Source organism: Nakamurella multipartita DSM 44233 (genome assembly GCF_000024365.1).
GTDB classification, from domain to species: Bacteria; Actinomycetota; Actinomycetes; order Mycobacteriales; family Nakamurellaceae; genus Nakamurella; species Nakamurella multipartita.
Map to the genome: position 1 here is coordinate 192,273 of NC_013235.1, position 17,205 is coordinate 209,477.

16 protein-coding genes are annotated in these 17,205 nt (G+C 71.1%); 8 read left to right on the forward strand and 8 right to left on the reverse strand.

Translation table 11 applies throughout. The annotated features are described in order from the left end of the window. Nucleotides 1-17 precede the first annotated feature (17 nt). The 3 genes from cobU to NAMU_RS00850 are packed head-to-tail and all read right to left on the reverse strand — an operon-like array spanning nt 18 to nt 3,107. Nucleotides 18-560, reverse strand: coding sequence for a bifunctional adenosylcobinamide kinase/adenosylcobinamide-phosphate guanylyltransferase (gene cobU / locus NAMU_RS00840; RefSeq protein ID WP_012814079.1), 543 nt, complete (start codon nt 558-560; stop codon nt 18-20). 16 nt (nt 561-576) lie between these two features. After that, nucleotides 577-1,752 carry an amidohydrolase family protein gene (locus tag NAMU_RS00845; protein ID WP_012814080.1) on the reverse strand — a complete coding sequence of 392 codons (1,176 nt, stop codon included), beginning with the start codon at nt 1,750-1,752 and terminating at the stop codon, nt 577-579. Next, nucleotides 1,749-3,107: a type I glutamate--ammonia ligase gene (locus NAMU_RS00850; RefSeq protein ID WP_012814081.1), complete on the reverse strand. Its 1,359-nt coding sequence runs from the start codon at nt 3,105-3,107 to the stop codon at nt 1,749-1,751. The genes NAMU_RS00845 and NAMU_RS00850 overlap by 4 nt, the downstream gene beginning before the upstream one ends. Nucleotides 3,108-3,187: 80 nt before the next feature. Between NAMU_RS00850 and NAMU_RS00855 the strand changes: the two genes are divergently transcribed. Beyond that, nucleotides 3,188-4,138, forward strand: a complete 951-nt coding sequence (locus NAMU_RS00855; protein ID WP_012814082.1) for a cobalamin biosynthesis protein — start codon at nt 3,188-3,190, stop codon at nt 4,136-4,138. Nucleotides 4,139-4,162: 24 nt separating this feature from the next. Continuing rightward, nucleotides 4,163-5,056: a DUF427 domain-containing protein gene (locus NAMU_RS00860; RefSeq protein ID WP_012814083.1), complete on the forward strand. Its 894-nt coding sequence runs from the start codon at nt 4,163-4,165 to the stop codon at nt 5,054-5,056. Between the two features lie 6 nt (nt 5,057-5,062). Here NAMU_RS00860 and NAMU_RS00865 read toward each other — a convergent pair whose 3' ends face one another. The 5 genes from NAMU_RS00865 to NAMU_RS00885 all read right to left on the reverse strand — a co-directional run bounded on the left by NAMU_RS00865 (nt 5,063) and on the right by NAMU_RS00885 (nt 10,506). Further along, complete coding sequence (locus NAMU_RS00865; RefSeq protein ID WP_012814084.1) at nt 5,063-5,809, reverse strand: cobalt-precorrin-6A reductase; 747 nt, start codon at nt 5,807-5,809, stop codon at nt 5,063-5,065. A gap of 16 nt (nt 5,810-5,825) precedes the next feature. Further along, nucleotides 5,826-7,154 (reverse strand): MATE family efflux transporter, encoded by a 1,329-nt coding sequence (locus NAMU_RS00870; protein ID WP_012814085.1) that lies wholly within the window; start codon nt 7,152-7,154, stop codon nt 5,826-5,828. A gap of 16 nt (nt 7,155-7,170) precedes the next feature. Then, nucleotides 7,171-8,559, reverse strand: a complete 1,389-nt coding sequence (locus NAMU_RS00875) for a pyridoxal phosphate-dependent decarboxylase family protein (protein WP_012814086.1) — start codon at nt 8,557-8,559, stop codon at nt 7,171-7,173. Nucleotides 8,560-8,602: 43 nt separating this feature from the next. Then, entirely contained in the window at nt 8,603-9,052 is a 450-nt protein-coding gene (locus tag NAMU_RS00880; protein ID WP_012814087.1) for an Hsp20/alpha crystallin family protein, read from the reverse strand. Nucleotides 9,053-9,291: 239 nt separating this feature from the next. Beyond that, a complete protein-coding gene (locus tag NAMU_RS00885; protein WP_012814088.1) occupies nt 9,292-10,506 on the reverse strand; it encodes an ROK family transcriptional regulator in 1,215 nt (404 codons plus the stop codon). Between the two features lie 71 nt (nt 10,507-10,577). Here NAMU_RS00885 and xylA point away from each other — a divergent pair, with 71 nt between their 5' ends. The 6 genes from xylA to NAMU_RS00915 all read left to right on the forward strand — a co-directional run bounded on the left by xylA (nt 10,578) and on the right by NAMU_RS00915 (nt 17,192). Continuing rightward, on the forward strand, nt 10,578-11,771 hold the full coding sequence (gene xylA, locus NAMU_RS00890) for a xylose isomerase (protein WP_012814089.1): 1,194 nt from the start codon (nt 10,578-10,580) through the stop codon (nt 11,769-11,771). A gap of 185 nt (nt 11,772-11,956) precedes the next feature. Further along, nucleotides 11,957-12,358 carry a hypothetical protein gene (locus NAMU_RS00895; protein ID WP_012814090.1) on the forward strand — a complete coding sequence of 134 codons (402 nt, stop codon included), beginning with the start codon at nt 11,957-11,959 and terminating at the stop codon, nt 12,356-12,358. A 313-nt stretch (nt 12,359-12,671) separates the two neighbouring features. Further along, complete coding sequence (locus NAMU_RS00900) at nt 12,672-13,706, forward strand: LacI family DNA-binding transcriptional regulator (protein WP_012814091.1); 1,035 nt, start codon at nt 12,672-12,674, stop codon at nt 13,704-13,706. Between the two features lie 146 nt (nt 13,707-13,852). Next, nucleotides 13,853-15,205: an ABC transporter substrate-binding protein gene (locus tag NAMU_RS00905; protein ID WP_012814092.1), complete on the forward strand. Its 1,353-nt coding sequence runs from the start codon at nt 13,853-13,855 to the stop codon at nt 15,203-15,205. 128 nt (nt 15,206-15,333) lie between these two features. Then, nucleotides 15,334-16,281 carry a carbohydrate ABC transporter permease gene (locus NAMU_RS00910; protein WP_012814093.1) on the forward strand — a complete coding sequence of 316 codons (948 nt, stop codon included), beginning with the start codon at nt 15,334-15,336 and terminating at the stop codon, nt 16,279-16,281. Then, nucleotides 16,278-17,192: a carbohydrate ABC transporter permease gene (locus NAMU_RS00915; RefSeq protein WP_012814094.1), complete on the forward strand. Its 915-nt coding sequence runs from the start codon at nt 16,278-16,280 to the stop codon at nt 17,190-17,192. The genes NAMU_RS00910 and NAMU_RS00915 overlap by 4 nt, the downstream gene beginning before the upstream one ends. Nucleotides 17,193-17,205 lie beyond the last annotated feature (13 nt).

A 17,205-nucleotide genomic window follows, 5' to 3' on the forward strand; every position in this document is an offset into this window, starting at 1 on the left:
ACGGCTGGGTTCGGCCGTCACAGCCGCAGCGTCCGCCCGGCGACGACCAGCAGCACGTCGTCGCTGGCCGCCGCGATCCGCTGGTTGACCCGCCCGAGCAGGTCGCGGAAGGTGCGGCCGGACCGGTGCTCGGGCACCACGCCCCAACCGACCTCGTTGGTCACCGCGACCAACGGCCCGGGATGGGACCGCCAGGCCCGCTCGAGATCGTCGAGCTGCCGGTCGAAGTCGGGTTGCCATTCGGCCAGCCGCCGATCCCAGGTGCCGAGCTGGTCGACCACCGCGGTCACCCAGGTGCCCAGGCAGTCGATCAGCACCGCGGCCCTTTCCTGGCCGAGCGCCCGGGCCAGGTCGGTGGTCTCGACCGTTCGCCAGTGGGATGGACGCTGCGCCCGGTGGGCGTCGATCCGGTCGGCCCACTCCGGGTCGACGGATCGATCGGGGACCGGCCCGGGGGCCAGGTAACTGACGGCCGGACGATCGGCCAGCAGGTTCTCGGCCACGCGGGACTTGCCCGATCGGACGCCGCCGGTGACCAGGGTGCGGCGGGTCGAAGTCACCGCTCGACCGTACCGGTCACGCCGCCCACGACGGCCCGTCGGCCGGCAGTCGGTAGACCCGGCGGGCGTTGTCGGCCCCGATCATCCGGGCCACCCGGGCCGCGTCGGTCGCCGACCAGTCACCCTCGCGCACCCACCGGCCAAGTGTCCGGGCCATCCCGCGGCGCCACAGCACGGCGCCCAACAGGTGCAGTTCCGGCGGGCCGCAGGCGTCGGAGGAGTAGAGCTGCTTGGCGAACGGGGCGAGTTCCAGTGACTCGGCGACCAACTCGACCGAGCGGACACCGAGATGGTTGATGGCCAGACCGACATCGAGATAGACGTGGCCGAACGCCTGGGCGAGGTACCCGGCCGCCCGGTGATAGGGGTAGCAGTGCAGCAGGACGATCGGGACGGTGCGTCTTGCGTGCAGCAAGGGCACCAGGAGCAGCGGGTCGGCGGTCCGCAGGTCCAGGTCCCGGTCGCCCAGTCCGACGTGGATCTGCACGGGCAGGCCGGCGTCGGCGGCCGCGTGCACGCCGAACGCGATGATCGTGGGGTCGTCGACCCGCACCGTCGGGGAACCGGGCAACGGCGCGGCGGCCCGGCCGACCGCCGCATCGGAGGGTCGCGACCAGTCGATGTCCAGGCCGCACCGGTACGCCGCGACGGTCTTCGCGGCGACCACGGCCGGGCCGGCGGCGGCCAGCCGAGCGCGGAACTCCTGCGCCCAGGACGGTCCGGAAATTCCTTCTGCGAGCAGGGTTTCGGCCAGCGACTCCAGCCGCAGCACCTCGCCGGCGACCCCACCCGCCCAGTGCGCCAGTTGCCGGGGCGGGCACAGCCGATCGGTCCAGAAGCCGGAGTCCACCAGCCAGGTCGACACCCCGGCGGCGGGCAGCATGGCCCGGGCCAGCAGCTCTGGGGTCATGGTCGAGCGCCGATGCCAGTACTCGTCGGCGTCGACCGCGGGCGGTAGGTCGAGCTGCGGTGCACACCAGCGGCGCACGGCAAACCCGAGCTGGCTGTCGAACTGCGTCATGAACGCTGGAATCGGATCGGCCGTAGCCTCGTTCAGCGATTCCTCGAACCCGGCCCGATCCAGCTCTCCGGTGAAGCAGCCGTGGACGTGATGGTCGATCAGGGGCTCGGCCAGCGCGGCCGCTACGTCGTCGTCGACGCCCGAAAGCCCTTCGAGGAAAGCGGCGCTCACCCGCTGAACGCCTGCCGGAAGGCGGCCGCGACGACGTCGGGATCGGCCCCGGAGTAGGCCTGCAGCTCGTGCCGCCGCACGGCCAGGGTGCCGTCGACGACGACGTCACCGAGCAACCGGCGGGCCAGCGACGAGCGGTCCAGGGCTGCCAGGGCGGCCGCCTGATCGGCGGCCAGGGCCAGCGCGGATCGTCGCTCGGCGGTCAGCTCGACCGGATTGACCGGCACCTCGTCCGGCAAGGCCAACTGCCGCTCGATGCCGTCCAGGGCCGACCCCAGCAGGGCCGCCGCGGCCAGGTACGGGTTGGCACTGGCGTCGACGACCTTCACCTCGACGGAGGCGCCATGCGGGTTGCCGGGGGTGGCGGCCACCAGGCGGATCGCCGCCTCCCGATTCTCCAGACCCCAGCAGGCAAAGGCGCCGGCCCAGTTGCCGGGCCGCAGCCTGGTCGAGGACACCGCCGACCCGGCCAGCACGGCCTGCACGCCGGGCAGGCCGTCGATCAGCCCGGCGATCGCGGCCCCGCCGGCGGGGTGAAGCCCGTGCGGTCCGGCCCCGCCGGACAGCAGCGGTCCCTCGCCGTCGGTCAGGGAGAGATGCAGGTGCGCACCGTTTCCCGCCCCGCCGGCGAACGGCACCGGCGAGAACGAGACTCCGCAGCCGTGCCGGGCCGCCGCCCGCCCGATCAGCAGCCGGGCCAAGACCGTTCGATCGGCCGTGGTGAGCGGGTCGGCCGGGGGCAGCGAGATCTCGAACTGGTCGGCGCCGTACTCGGCGTGCAGCTGTTCCAACGGCATCCCGGCGCCGTCGAAGCTGTCGGTCAGATCGGTCAGCAGCGGGGCGATGTCCAGCAGGGGCCGGGCGCCGTAGCCCTGCCAGGTCGGCCCGATCCGGGCGGCCCCGTCGGGTCGGGTCAGCACGAATTCCAGTTCCGTCCCGGTCCGGGCGGCCAGGCCGGCGGCACCCAGCGCGTCGACGACCGCGCGCAGCCGCGCCCGCGGGCAGCCCACGAACGGTGTCCCGTCCTGCTCGCAGAAGTCCGCCGGCGCCCAGGCCACCCCGGACTCCAGGACGGTGGTGGCGGCCGGGTCGATCCGCAGGCGCAGGTCGCCGACCACGCCGAACCGGGCGGTGAACGCGATGGACATGTCGACGCCGAACGCCAACCAGGACGGCGAGGCCCCCATGCCGGCCGTCACGAAGTCCGATAATCTCTCCACTGGAACACTTTTCGCGCGGATGACGCCGGCGTAGTCGACCGCGGTGCCGACCAGCAGCCGCACCGACCGGTCGTGCAGCCGGGCGGCGGTGGACGGGACGGAACCACCGACGAAACGGGTGCTCGATTCGATCATGAGGGCTCCCAGTGTCGACCGTCGGTGATCCGACCGTAGCGCTCGGCCAGCCGCCATGGGAGGCCTCCTATAGTCGGCGGGTGAAGTCGACGAGCGCCCGCGCGCTGGGCCTGCTCCTCGGATACGGCGCCGACCTGATGCTCGGGGACCCGCGCCGGGGGCACCCGGTGGCCGGGTTCGGCCGGCTGGCCGCCGCACTGGAACGGCGGACCTACCGCGATTCCCGGGCCGCCGGGGCCGGTCATACCGCGGTGCTGGTGATCGGCACGGTGTCGGCGGGGATCGCCGCCGAGCGGGTGGCCCACCGCTCGCCGATCATCCGGGTCGCGCTGACGGCGGCCGCCACCTGGGCCGTGCTGGGCGGCCGCTCGCTGCGTCGGGAGGCGAACGCCGTCGCCACCCGCCTGGCGGCCGGGGACCTGCCCGGCGCCCGCCGGCAGATCACCCACCTGGTCGGCCGGGACCCGGCGACGTTGGACCAGGCCGGAATCGCCCGGGCCTGCGTGGAGTCGGTCGCCGAGAACACCTCCGACGCGGTGGTGGCGCCCCTGCTGTGGGGGGCGATGGCCGGGGTGCCCGGCCTGCTCGGGTACCGGGCGGTGAACACCCTGGATGCGATGATCGGCCACCGCTCACCTCGATACGCCCGGTTCGGCTGGGCGGCCGCCCGGCTGGACGACGCCGCCAACCTGGTGCCCGCCCGGCTGTCGGCCGCCCTGGCCGCCGGGCTGGCTCCGACCGTGGGCGGCTCGGTACGGGCCGCGCGGCGGGCGGTCCGCCGGGACGCCGGCCACCACCCCAGCCCGAACGCGGGCCCGGTGGAGGCCGCGTTCGCCGGGGCGTTGGGCCGGACCCTGGGCGGGGTGAACGTCTACGGCGGCACCGTCGAGGACCGCGGCACCCTGGGTGACGGGCCCGCCCCCCGCACCACGGACATCGCCCGTGCCGTTCGGCTGTCCGCGGCCGTGGGCGCCGGCGCGCTGGCGGTCGCCGCCGGGTGGGCCTTCTCGATCGGCCCCCGGGCCCGCTGATCCGGATCGGGCCTATCGTGAATCATGTCGCTGACGACCGGAACCAGCCCGGTCGGACCCCGCCCGGCCGGGCGGTTCAACAAGCCGATGCCGGATTCCGCCGGCCTGTTCTACCTGGAGCCCTGCCGCCCGCGGATCCGCGGCCAGTCCGGTGACGTCATCGTGGTGGACAGCACCGCGGCGTCGCTGCTGCACGAGCACGGGCAGCTGCCGGTGCTGTACTTCCCGGTCGATGATGTCCGTACCGATCTGCTCGAGCCCAACGGCACCCGTGCGCACAGTCCGGGCAAGGGGGAGGCGACCGGGCTGCGGCTCTCCGTGGGCGACCGGGTGGTGCAGGACGCCGGTTGGCGGTTCGACCAGCCGGAGTGGGACGCCCTGGCCGGACTGATCGCCTTCTACCTGCCCGCCATGACGCAGTGGTGGCAGGAGGACGAGCCGATGCCGGGGCATGCCCGCGATCCCTACCACCGGATCGAGGTGCTCGATACCTCCCGTCGGGTAAGGGTTCTCGTCGAGGGACGGGTGCTCGCCGACACCACCCGAGCCCGGGCGCTGTTCGAGAGCGGGCTGCCGACCCGCTGGTACATCCCGCCGCGGGACGTCGATGCGAGCCTGCTGGCGGACAGCGCGACCCGGACGACCTGCGCCTACAAGGGCCAAGCCAGGTACGTGAGCATGCGCGTGCGCCCGGACCAACCTGACGACAAGCAGCCCGACCTGGCCTGGATCTACGACGAACCGCTGCCCGACGCGGCGCGCGTCGCCGGGTACGTCTGCTTCTGGAACGAGCGGGTCGACCTGGAGATCGACGGTGAGCCGGTGCCGCGTCCGGTCACCGAATTCCTGGGCGGACCGACTCCGCTGCTCGGTCTGCTGCCGCCGGCCATGCTGGAGCGCCCGCGACCGGCCGACTGACCGGAATCACCGGTCGATGCGGCGCCGGGCCCAGTCCACGGCCCTGGCCACGTCGTTCACGTTCGCCACCCCGGCGGGCGGGGCCGGCCGCCGGACCACGACCACCCGCGCCCCGACCCGGTCGGCGGCCACAAGTTTGGCCTGCGTCATCGCCCCACCCGAATCCTTGGTGATGACCACTTCGATCCGGTGCTCGCGCATCAGCGCCTGCTCGCCGGCCACGGTGTACGGGCCGCGCGAGGTCACCACGGCCCATCCGGCCGGCAGCGGGCCGGTCGCCGGCTCGACCAGGCGGACGAGCACGAACGGCGCCGCCAGGTCGGCGAATGCGCGCAGGGTGGTGCGGCCGGTGGTCAGCAGCACCCGGTCGCCGCGGGCGGCGGTGGCCGCCTGCGCGTAGTCGTCCACCCACTGCCAGGTCGGGGCGAGCGGGTGGCCGGTCCACCCGGGGCGGGCCAACCGCAGTAACGGGACCTCGGTCCGGCGGCAGGCGACCGCGGCCGAGGCCGAGATCGCTTGGGCGAAAGGGTGGGTGGCGTCGACGACGGCCCTGATGCGGTGCGCGTGCAGGTAGTCGGCCAACCCGGCGGCGCCACCGAAGCCGCCGATGCGCACCTCACCCGCCGGCAGCGCCGGGTCCCGCACCCGGCCGGCCAGCGACGACACGGCGGGCACGCCGGCCGCCAGCAATCGGGCAGCCAGGTCGCGAGCTTCTCCGGTGCCGCCGAGGATCAGAACGGCGGGGGCAGGCACCCGGGCAGACTACCGATCACCGGACGGCGCCGGTGATCAGCCAACGATCCCCGCGATACCGCCAGCCCAGGGTCACCGCCCGGGCGCCCATGAAGACGATCGAGAACGCCACCCACAGCCAGACCAGACCGGCGCTGCCGCCGGGCGCCCACATCGCGACCGCCCACGCCGCCGGCAGGTAGACGACCAGCGTGAGCACGCCGGCCCAGGCCAGGTAGACGCCGTCGCCGGCGCCGATCAGTACCCCGTCCAGCACGAACACCCACCCGCACAACGGCTGCGAGACGGCGACCACGATCAGCGCCGCGCCGACGGCGGTGCGCACCTCGGGGTCGGGGGAGAACGCGGCCCCGGCGAAGGTGTGGATGAGCAGCACCACGATGCCGATGGCCACACCGGCCCCGACGCCCCACCGCAGCATCACCCCGGTGAAGCGGCGCGCGGCCGCCTGGTCCCCCTCGCCGAGGGCCTTGCCGGTCAGCGCCTGCGCGGCGATGGCCAGCGCGTCCAGACCCAGGGCCAGGAAGTTCCAGATGGACATGACGACCTGCTGCGCGGCCAGCACGGTGACTCCCTGCCGGGCGGCCACGGCGGTGGTGACGATGATCGCCGCCCGCAGGGTCAGGGTGCGGACGAACAGCGGCACGCCCGCCCGTCCGGCGCCGCGGATGTGCCCGGCGTGCGGTGTCAACGCGACCCCGAGCCGCCGCGCGCCGCGGGCCACGATGACCACCAGCACGGCCGCCATTGCCGTTTGGGTCAATGCCGTGCCGATGGCCGAACCGGCCACGCCCAGCCCGATTCCGTAGACCAGCAGCACGTTGAGCCCCATGTTGACCATGGCTCCGGCCCCGGCGACATACAGCGGGGTGCGGGTGTCCTGCAGCCCGCGCAGCACGCCGGTGGTGGCCAGCACGGCGAGCATCGCCGGCAGGCCGAGCAGGGACCAGCGCAGGAAGACGATCCCGAAGTCGGCCACCGCCGTCGTGCCGCCGAAGAGGTCGATCAGCCACGGCGCCAACGGCCAGCCGACCGCCAGCACGGCCACCCCGATGATCACGGCCAGGTACAGCCCGGCGATGCCGAAGGTCAGTGCATCGGCGGGACGGCCCGCACCCAGGGCCCGGGAAACCTGTGCGGTCGTGCCGTACGCCAGGAACACCGACAATCCGACGAGGGTGCCCAGGATGACCGAGGCGATGCCCACGCCCGCCAGCTGAGCAACTCCGAGGTGACCGACGATCGCCGCGTCGACCAGCAGGAAGATCGGCTCGGCCAGCAGCGCACCCAGCGCCGGAACCGCCAGCCGCAGGATTTGCCGGTTGAGCCCGGACTCGCGCGCCATCGAGGTCCCGGGCCGCTCAGAGCCCGGCGGCCAGGCGCAGGACGGCCGCGACGCTGCGGTCGATGTCGTCCTCGGTGGTGGAGTGGTTCGACACGGAGATGCGCATCAACCGTCGCCCACGCCAGGTGGTCCCGCCCAGCCAGCAGGTGCCCTCCCGTTGCACGGCGTCGATCACCGCGTCGGTGCGCTCGTCGGAGCCGAAGTCGGCCAGCACCTGGTTGAGCACGACGTCGTTGACGATCTCGACCCCGCCGGCGGCCAGCCCGTCGGCGAACCGGCGGGCCAGCGCGCAGCACCGGGCGACCAGGTCGGCCACCCCGGTCTCACCCAGCTCGCGCAGGGCCGCCCACACCGCGAAACCCCGGGCTCGGCGCGAGGATTCGAGCACGTAGTCGGACGGCGACCCGGCCGTGCCGGCCCCGGTCAGGTAGGCCGCCGAGTACGATGCGGCCGCGACGTGCGCCGACGGATCGGCGCAGAAGACCAGGCCGCAGTCGTAGGGCACGTTGAGCCACTTGTGCGCGTCGGTGCACCACGAGTCGGCCAGCTCGATGCCGTCGGTCAGTGCGCGGGTCTGCGGGCAGGCCGCTGCCCAGAGACCGAAGGCGCCGTCGACGTGCACCCAGCTGTGCTCGACCGTGCGGGCCAGCCCGATCGCGGCTCGCAGGTCGTCGCAGGCGCCGGTGTTGACGTTGCCCGTCTGCAGCACGACGATCGTCGGCATGGTCGGCTCGTCGGCCAGAACCTTTGCCAGGTCATTGATGTCGATGGCCCCCTGCGGGCCGGCGGCGACCGGTCGAACGCTGGCGTTGCCCAGGCCGAGCAGCCGCAACGACCGGTCCACCGTGGCGTGCCGCTCCACTGACGCGACCACCCGCACCCGGGGCGACCCGGCCAGACCGTCTCGCTCGACGTCCCACCCGGCGGCGGCCAGTACCTGGTGCCGGGCGGTCGCCAGCCCGACGGTGTTGGCCGACTGCGCGCCGGTGCCGAAGCCGACGGACGCCGACGCCGGGATTCCGAGCAGCTGCTTGCACCAGCCGCCGGCCACCTCCTCCACCACACTCGCGGCGGGGGAGGAGATCGCGTTGAACGCCACCTGGTCCCACCCGACGGCCAGGATGTCCGCCGCCGTGGCCGCCGGCAGGGACCCGCCGATCACGAACCCGAAGAACCGCGGGCCGGCCGTGGCCACCAGGCCGGGATCGGCGGCGACGACGAGGTCGTCGATCACCCGGTCCGGCGACGTCGGCCCGGCCGGCAGCGGCCCACCGAGGGCGGCCAGCAGGGCCGCCCGATCGGCCGGGCCGGCGACCGGGCGGTGCGGCAGCCCGGCCCGGTAGTCGATGACGGCCTCGGCGGCCGTACGGATCAGGTCGGCGACGGATCCCGGTTCGTCGGTCATGCCCGGGGACGCTACGCCCCCGGGCATGACCGGCCCGCGCGGCTCAGCTCGCGGCGACGGCCTGGGGCTCGACGACGGTGCGGTCGCCCCCGGTCCGGATCTGCACCCGCCGCGGCTTGGCCTTGTCGGCCACGGGAATAGTCACGGTGAGCACGCCGTTCTCGTAGCTCGCGCTGATGCCGTCCGTGTCGATCCCGTCGCCCAGCGACAGCTGGCGCAGGAAGCTGCCGGTGAACCGTTCGCTGGCGATCCACTGCACGCTGTCCTCCGAGCGAGCGGTGCGCTCGGCCTTGATGGTGAGAGTGTTGTTGTCGATACCGATGTCGATCGACCCCGGGTCGACGCCGGGCAGATCGGCGGTCAAGATGTAGTGATCCCCGGCCCGGAACAGATCCATCGGCATGAACGCCGGGGTCCGGCCGTTGGGCACGGGCAGATTGGACAGTCGCGACGCGAGCCGGTCCATGTCACGGAACGGATCGAAGCCAAGCACAGCGACCACCTCCTGGACATCCTGGGCGACCCGCCACCCTGGCGATCGCCATCAGCTGTGCACCTCCATTATTAGCACTCGACGACCGAGAGTGCCAACCGTTCGGCACCTGGACTTGCAGTTGATCATGGGCGAAAGGTCGTTATCGGGGCCGGATATCGGCACTCTTCCCATGATCAACAGCAGGGGCGGGGGCAGGGCAGGGGCAAGGCGGGGCGGGGGCAGGGCAGGAGGGTGAGCTACTGGTGCATCCAGCCGCTGGGGTGGTCAATCACCTGGCTGAGCACCGCGGACGCCGCTCCGGTCACCGCCGCGGCCTCCCGGACCACCGCGGCCCGCACCCGCATGGGCGACCAGGGCGCGGCCAGCACCCGTTCCTGCAGCACCTGCTCGATACCGCTGACCAGCTGGTCGTAGAGCCCGGCGTACAGCCCGCCGAGCACGACGGTCTCGACGTCGACCAGGTTGACCGCATTGGCGATCGCGGTGCCCAGGGTCCGCGATCCCATGGCGAACGCGGCCACCGCGGCCGGATCGCCGGCGGCGGCCGCCAGCTGCAGCTGCTCGATCGGCAGGCTCACGTCCAGGCCGGCGGCCCGCATCAGCGCGTCCTTGCCGGCGTACTGCTCCAGGCATCCGGTGGCCCCGCACCGGCACCGCGGGCCGTCGGGATCGATTACGGTGTGGCCGATCTCGCCGCTCCATCCGTGTCGCCCGCCGAAGACCGAGCCGTCCAGGACCAGCGCCCCGCCGATGCCGACCTCGCCCGAGAGATACAGGAAGGTGTGCGGGCCGTGGGCGCGCAACGCGTCCGACTCGGCCCGGGCGGCCAACGTCGCCTCGTTGTCCAGCACCATGGCCAGCTGCGCAGCCCCCAGCTCGGCTCGAAACACCTTGGCCACGTCCACGTCTCGCCAGCCCAGGTTGGGCGCCAGGCGCACCGGGCCGGTCGGCCGATCGACCAGGCCGGGGATGGCCAGCCCGGCCCCGGCGATCTGCACGCCCGGGTCGACCGCTCCGGTCGCCGTCCGGAACAGACCGACCAGCTCGGGGATGACGGTGGCCGGGTCGCTGTGCCGGAAGTTGGCCGCCCGGACCTGCTGGTGCAGCACGCGGCCGGCCAGGTCGATCACCCGCACGCTGAGGTAGTCGACGTTGATCTCCATGCCGACCGCGGCCAGCGTGCCGGCCGCAGCGACCAGCGGAACGGCGGGCCGGCCGGCTCGCTGGGACATCACCGGCGGCAGTTCGGTGACCAGGCCGGCCTCGATCAGGGCATCGGCCAGCGAGCTGACGGTGGCTCGGGTCAGCCCGGTGGTGGCCGCGATGTCGGCGCGCGACGGCGGGGTCGAGGCGTCGACGATGATGCGCAGGACCAGTCCTAGATTGTGCTCGCGCAGGTTGGACTGGCGGATCGCCAGGGCGCCGCGCGCGGTGGGCGAACGAGGTGCCATGGGGTTGACCTTAGCGGGTTTGTCAGATAAGTTCATTCAAAGAACAAAACGGCGCGACGAAGGAGTCTCCCATGGTCCGTGCGGCAACCCCCGACGATCGTTTCTCGTTCGGCCTGTGGACGGTGTCCTGGCAGGCCCGCGACCCCTTCGGTGACGCCACCCGGCCGGCGCTTGACCCGGTGGAGGCGATCGGCAAGCTGGCCGAGGCCGGCGCGTGGGGCGTCACCTTCCATGACGACGACGTGGTGCCGTTCGGCTCCGACGACGCGACCCGCGACCGGCTGATCACCGCCTTCCGGGATGCCTGCACCGAGCACGACGTGACCATCGAGATGGTCACCACCAACCTGTTCACCCACCCCGTCTTCAAGGACGGCGGCTTCACCTCCAACGACCGTTCGGTCCGCCGGTTCGCGCTGCGCAAGGTGCTGCGCAACATCGACCTGACCGCCGAGCTGGGGGCCAAGACGTTCGTCATGTGGGGCGGCCGGGAAGGCAGCGAGTACGACGGGTCCAAGGACGTCAACGCCGCGCTCGACCGGTACGCCGAGGGCGTGGACACGGTGGCCGCCTACATCAAGAGCCGCGGCTACGACATCAAGATCGCCCTGGAGCCCAAGCCGAACGAGCCCCGGGGTGACATCTTCCTGCCGACCATCGGGCACGCGCTTGGCTTTATCGCCAAGCTCGAGCACGGCGACATCGTCGGGCTGAACCCCGAGGTCGGGCACGAGCAGATGGCCGGGCTCAACTTCACCCAGGGCATCGGGCAGGCGCTGTGGGCCGGCAAGCTGTTCCACATCGATCTCAACGGCCAGCGGTCCATCAAGTACGACCAGGACCTGGTGTTCGGTCACGGCGACCTGCTGTCCGCGTTCTTCACCGTGGACCTGCTCGAGAACGGCTTCCCCAACGGCGGTCCCCGCTACGACGGTCCGCGGCACTTCGACTACAAGCCCTCGCGCACGGACGGCTTCGACGGCGTGTGGGCCTCCGCCCGGGCCAACATCGCCACCTACCTGCTGCTCAAGGAGCGGGCGCTGGCCTTCCGGGCCGATCCGGAGGTGCAGGCCGCGCTCGAGGCGTCGGGTCTGTCCGAACTGGCCGTCCCGACCCTCGCCGCCGGCGAGAGCATCGAGGACCTGCTGGCCGACGAATCCGCGTTCGAGAGCTACGACGCCGACAAGGCGGCCGAGCACTCCTACGCCTTCGTGCACCTGAACCAGCTCGCGGTCGAGCACGCCCTGGGTGCCCGGCTGAGCTGACGCCGGCCGCGATCACTCGTGCGCACGTCGCGCCGGCCCAGCCGGCGCGGCGTGCGCATTCTGCGGCTCCCGGCGGAATGGAAATTCCCGAGAACCGTTTGCTGATGCCCCCCCGTACCCCTTGGCAAGCCGGCTTGTCCCGGGCGCCGCAAGCGCCGACATCCCAACCAAGGGGGAACCTTTCGATGGCAACCGCCAGCAACGTCAACCTGACTCTCCTGCGCAACGTGGCCAACGCCAACGCCACGGTGACGTACACGGTCAACTGGAGCGCGTTCGACCAGGCGTCGAACCTGCAGTACGTCGAGAGCGTCCGCTTCATCGGCGACGACACCGGCCAGGACGGCGACACCGGTCCGGTCGGCGACGACCCGATCAGCATCGGGCTGAACTTCTCCACCCTGCTCAGCGCCAACGGCCAGGCGACCACGTCCCGGACGCGGTCGTTCACCTTCCCGTGGGCGAACCTGAACGAGGACGACGTCCCCATCCTGGGCAACACCGACGACGAGATCCGGGCCGTGGTGACGCTGATGCCACAGTTGCCGGTGACTGTCACCACCGAGAGCAACCTGGTGACCGTCTGATCAACCGCCTCGGGCACGACCGGGCCGCCGCTCCCGCCACGGGAGCGGCGGCCCCGTCGTCGGCGGGGCCGGTGCTGCTTTACCAATCCGTGACAAATTGGGTCTTGACTCGATTGGTTTGTTTGCCCAATACTCAAATCTATCGAAGCGCTTCGACAACCGGAGCCGATCGGTGACGAATCGAAGCCCACGTGGTTCGGTTCACCCGGTGAATCCCGCCCGCACGTTCGGCGGTACGGTCAGCGGCGTCGTCGAAGCGCTTCGATAGCGAGATCGGACAGGACCGGTCACCGACAAGGAGGCGGGAGGTCGCATGGCCACAATGCAGGACGTCGCGAACCTCGCCCAGTGCTCGCTGAGCACCGTGTCCTACGCGATCAACAACACCCGCCCGATCTCGGCGGCCACCCGTCAGCGCATCGAACAGGCCATGCGCGAGTTGGACTTCCGGCCGAACCAGATCGCCCGCAGCCTGGCCAGCCGGCGCAGCAACATCCTGGCCTTGACCTTCCCCGGAACTGAGAACACCCTGGGCAGCACCATCATGGAGTTCGTCACCGGCGCGGCCCAGGCCGCTCGGGAGCGCGGATTCCACCTGGTGGTCTGGCCCTACGCCCCGGCGCAGGCCGACGAGATGCTGCAGATGAGCCGCCAGGGCCTGGCCGACGGGATCATCGTGATGGAGGTCCGCCGGGACGATCCGCGGGTCCGCCTGCTCGACGAGCACCAGTTCCCGTTGACGATGATCGGCCGTGCCGAAGACGGAACCGACAGCCGTTGTGTCGATGTTGATTTCGAGCAGACGGCGGAAGCCGCCGTGGCCCACCTGGCCGAGCTGGGGCACACCGACATCGTCCTGCTCAACCACTCGGCGGACAGCCGGGACCACGGCTACGGGCCCACGCTGCGGATCGCCGAAGGGTTCCACCGGGTGATGGGCCGGCGTGGTCTGACCGGCCAGGTCCTGTGGTGTGACGAGACGCCCGCGGCCGGCCGGCGGGCTATCGACGAACTGACCGGCCGTTGGCCGGCGGTCACGGCCATGGTGGCGATGAACGAGCACGCCGTGATCGGGGCGGTGGGCGGGCTCGCCGGCCGCGGAATCGCCGTGCCCCAAACGTTCTCGGTGCTGTCCATCGTGACCAGCCCGCTGATGGCCCAGATGGCCGAGCCGGCCCTGACCATCCTGCACTCACCCGGTGCCGACCTCGGCCGGCTCGGTGTGCAGAACCTGCTCGACCAGCTCGACGGGCGCCGGCCCGCCCCCGCACCCACGCTGTTGCCCTGTCGATGGGAGGCGGGCCGCAGTACCGGGCCCGTCCCGCCGGTCATCCACCGGCCTCGCTGACCACATTCCGTCCCGACCACTTCGCTCGTCGCACCGTCTCGACCCGTACGGCTTTCCGCATTTGCCTTGCCCACTCGGTCCTTGTACGGCCCTGCACCCACGGCGATGGCGCATGCCCTCGACCGCCCAACCCCACTGGAGGACAGATGTTCCGTCGCCGAAGCCGGACGACCACGATCGCGGCGGCCGCCGCGGCGGTGGCCGTGTCGCTCACCCTCGCCGCCTGCAGCGGCTCCAGCTCGTCCGGATCCGGATCGAGCCCGGAGGCCGGGTCGGGGTCGGCCGCCGCCGAGACCGGCACGCTCAAGCTCTGGCACTACGAGAGTGCCAACGGGGCAATGGGTATCGCCTGGGACAAGGCGATCGAGATCTTCAAGACCGAGCACCCGAACGTCCAGGTCGACTTCGAACGTAAGGCGTTCGAGCAGATCCAGCAGAACGCGGGCATGATCCTGAGCTCCGACGAAGGCCCGGACATCATGGAGTACAACAAGGGCAACGCCACCGCGGGCCTGCTGGCCTCGCAGGGCCTGCTCACTGACCTGACCGAGCAGGCGCAGAGCCGCGGCTGGGCCGACAAGCTCGCGCCCAGCCTGCAGACCACCGCCCGCTATGACGAGCGGGGCGTGATGGGGTCCGGCAACTGGTACGGCGTGCCCAACTACGGCGAGTACGTGATGGTCTATTACAACAAGGACGCCTTCTCGGCCAACAACATCGCCGTGCCGACCACGATGGACGAGTTCACCGCGGCCATGGACACCTTCGTCGCCGCCGGCACCACCCCGATCTGTATGGCCGGCGCCGAGTACCCAGCCGGTCAGCTGTGGTACCAGCTGGCGCTGACCCAGGCCGACCGATCCTTCGTCGACGACTACCAGCTGTACAAGAACCCGGTGGACTTCCAGAACGGCCCGACCGCCAAGGGCGCCGAGCTGTTCGACCAGTGGGTGCAGAAGGGCTACCTCGCCAAGGATTCCGCGTCGCTGAAGGCCGAGGACATGGGCACCGCGTTCATCGGCGGCAAGTGCCCGATCATGATCTCGGGCAGCTGGTGGTTCGGCCGGCTCAAGGACGAGATCAAGACCTTCGACTGGGGCACCTTCCTGTTCCCAGGGGCGAAGCTGAGCCTGGGCTCGTCGGGCAACCTGTGGGTGGTCCCGCAGGCCAGCCAGAACAAGGACCTGGCCTACGACTTCATCGACATCACCATGCGGCCCGAGGTGCAGAACCTGCTCGGCAACTCCGGTGGCATTCCGGTGGCCGCCGACCCGTCCGCCATCACCGATCCGCAAAGCGCCGAGTTGATCAAGAACTTCAACACGCTGGCCGGCAATGACGGCCTGGCGTTCTACCCCGACTGGCCGGTGCCCGGCTTCTACGACGTGCTGGTCTCGGCCTTCCAGTCGGCGATCAACCAGTCCAAGACCCCCGCCGAGGTGATGACGGCCATCGAGGGTCCGTACACCGAGGGCGTCGCGAGCGTCCAGGCCGGCTGACCGTGACCCGGCCCCGCGCGGATGAACTCGTCAACTCCGGTCCCACCAGTCACATTGCGCGCGAGTTCATCCGCGCCGGCGAAGTTGATCCGCGCGGGGACCGGGGGATCGTGGAGAGGAGATCGACCGTGACCGACCTCGCGGCACACGACGCCGATTCGCCGAGGACGCCCGCGCCGGCCCGGCAACGGCGGGGCGGCTACTGGTGGTACCTGGTGCCCGGCGCGATCGGCTTCGTCGCCGTCATTCTCGGGCCGCTGGTCTACAACGTGTACCTGTCGCTGACCAAGTGGTCCGGCGTCGGCAGCCCGCGCTTCATCGGGTTGACCAACTACATCCGGCTGATGGGCGACAGCGTCTTTTGGACCTCGTTCAAGAACTCGGTCGCGATGATCATCGCGATGGTGGTGATCCCCACCCTGATCGGGCTGATCCTGGCCTCGGTGCTGTTCGACTACCTCGGAAAGCGTTTCGGCGCGGCCAGTATCAGCGTGCTGCGGGCGGTGTTCTACCTGCCGCAGGTGCTGCCGGTGGTGGTCGCCGGGATCGTCTGGGGATGGATCCTGCGGCCGGACGGCGCGTTCAACGCGATGCTGGACGCGGTCGGCCTGTCCGGGTTCACCCGGGACTGGCTCGGCGACCCGAACACCGCCCTGCCGATGGTCATGCTGGTCATGGTCTGGGTGCAGATCGGCTATCCCGTCGTCATCTTCATGTCGGCGCTGGGCCGGGTCGACCCGGAGATCTACGAGGCGGCCGAGATCGACGGGGCCGGCTACTGGGCCCGGTTCACCGCGATCACCCTGCCGCAGATCCGTCCGGAGACCTTCGTGGTCGCCCTGACCTGCACCATTGCCGCGCTCAAGGTGTTCGGCCCGATCTACGCCCTGACCCGCGGCGGGCCGGAGAACGCGACCAACGTGCCGTCGTACTTCGCCTACTACACGTTCTTCAAGAAGCTCGACGTCGGCTACGGCGCGGCCATCGCCACCGTGCTGACGATCATCATCGTGCTCGTCGCGGTCGGCATCATGCGCTGGCAGGCGCACAGCGAGAAGAAGGAGTTGAGCGCATGAGCGTGCCCGTTCTCGCCCGGGCCGGCGACACCGTCTCGGCCGGGCAGCGGCAGGCCGACCGGCGCGCGGTCCGCGCCCGGGACCGGTTCCATCGCGGACCGGGCCGCTGGATCGTGCTGGCGATCATCGTCGCCGGCGCCGCGCTGATGCTGGTGCCGTTCGCGCTGATGCTGCTCAACGCGTTCAAGTCGCCGGCCGACTACTCGACCAACGGCCCGCTGAGCTGGCCGACCGAGTTCTACACCAAGGGCCTGACCACCTACTGGACCGAGTCGGACTACCCGCTCAAGCTGTGGAACTCGACCCTGATCGCCGGCACGGTGGCCGTGGCCGCGGTGCTCATCTCGCTGCTCAACGCCTACGCGATCGGCGTCGGGCGGGTCAAGGGCCGGCTGTGGATCGTCGCGTTGTTCCTGCTGGGCAACATGATCCCGCAGGAGGCGCTGGTCTACCCGCTGTACTTCCTGGCCAAGGAGGTCGGCCTCTACAACACCAAACTCGTCGTCATCATCATCTTCACGGTCATCCAGAGTGCTTTTGGCACTTACCTTCTCGCCTCGGTGCTGGGCACCTTCCCGAAGGCCCTGCTGGAGGCGGCTGCCCTGGACGGGGCGAGCCGCTGGCAGATCCTGTGGAAGGTCGTCTTCCCGATCGTGCGGCCCACCCTGTCGGTGTTGCTGATCTTCTTCTTCATCTGGACCTGGAACGAGTTCTTCATCCCTCTGGTCATGCTCATCGACAACGCCACCCAGACGGTGCCCGTCGCGCTGGCCTCGCTCCAGGGTGACCGGCTGATGGACGCACCGACCACCAACGCCGGAGCCCTGATCAGCCTGATCCCGGCGGTCATCTTCTTCCTGATCTTCCAGCGCACGCTGACCCGCGGGGTCACCGCCGGCGCGATCAAGTAACCCGAGGACACGA

Bases quoted from the DNA above. Each gene is read 5' to 3' on its own strand.
- NAMU_RS00850 (WP_012814081.1), bottom strand. From the start codon at position 3,107: ATGATCGAATCGAGCACCCGTTTCGTCGGTGGTTCCGTCCCGTCCACC.
- NAMU_RS00860 (WP_012814083.1), top strand. From the start codon at position 4,163: ATGTCGCTGACGACCGGAACCAGCCCGGTCGGACCCCGCCCGGCCGGG.
- NAMU_RS00870 (WP_012814085.1), bottom strand. From the start codon at position 7,154: ATGGCGCGCGAGTCCGGGCTCAACCGGCAAATCCTGCGGCTGGCGGTT.
- NAMU_RS00875 (WP_012814086.1), bottom strand. From the start codon at position 8,559: ATGACCGACGAACCGGGATCCGTCGCCGACCTGATCCGTACGGCCGCC.
- NAMU_RS00885 (WP_012814088.1), bottom strand. From the start codon at position 10,506: ATGGCACCTCGTTCGCCCACCGCGCGCGGCGCCCTGGCGATCCGCCAG.
- xylA (WP_012814089.1), top strand. From the start codon at position 10,578: ATGGTCCGTGCGGCAACCCCCGACGATCGTTTCTCGTTCGGCCTGTGG.
- NAMU_RS00895 (WP_012814090.1), top strand. From the start codon at position 11,957: ATGGCAACCGCCAGCAACGTCAACCTGACTCTCCTGCGCAACGTGGCC.
- NAMU_RS00900 (WP_012814091.1), top strand. From the start codon at position 12,672: ATGGCCACAATGCAGGACGTCGCGAACCTCGCCCAGTGCTCGCTGAGC.
- NAMU_RS00905 (WP_012814092.1), top strand. From the start codon at position 13,853: ATGTTCCGTCGCCGAAGCCGGACGACCACGATCGCGGCGGCCGCCGCG.
- NAMU_RS00915 (WP_012814094.1), top strand. From the start codon at position 16,278: ATGAGCGTGCCCGTTCTCGCCCGGGCCGGCGACACCGTCTCGGCCGGG.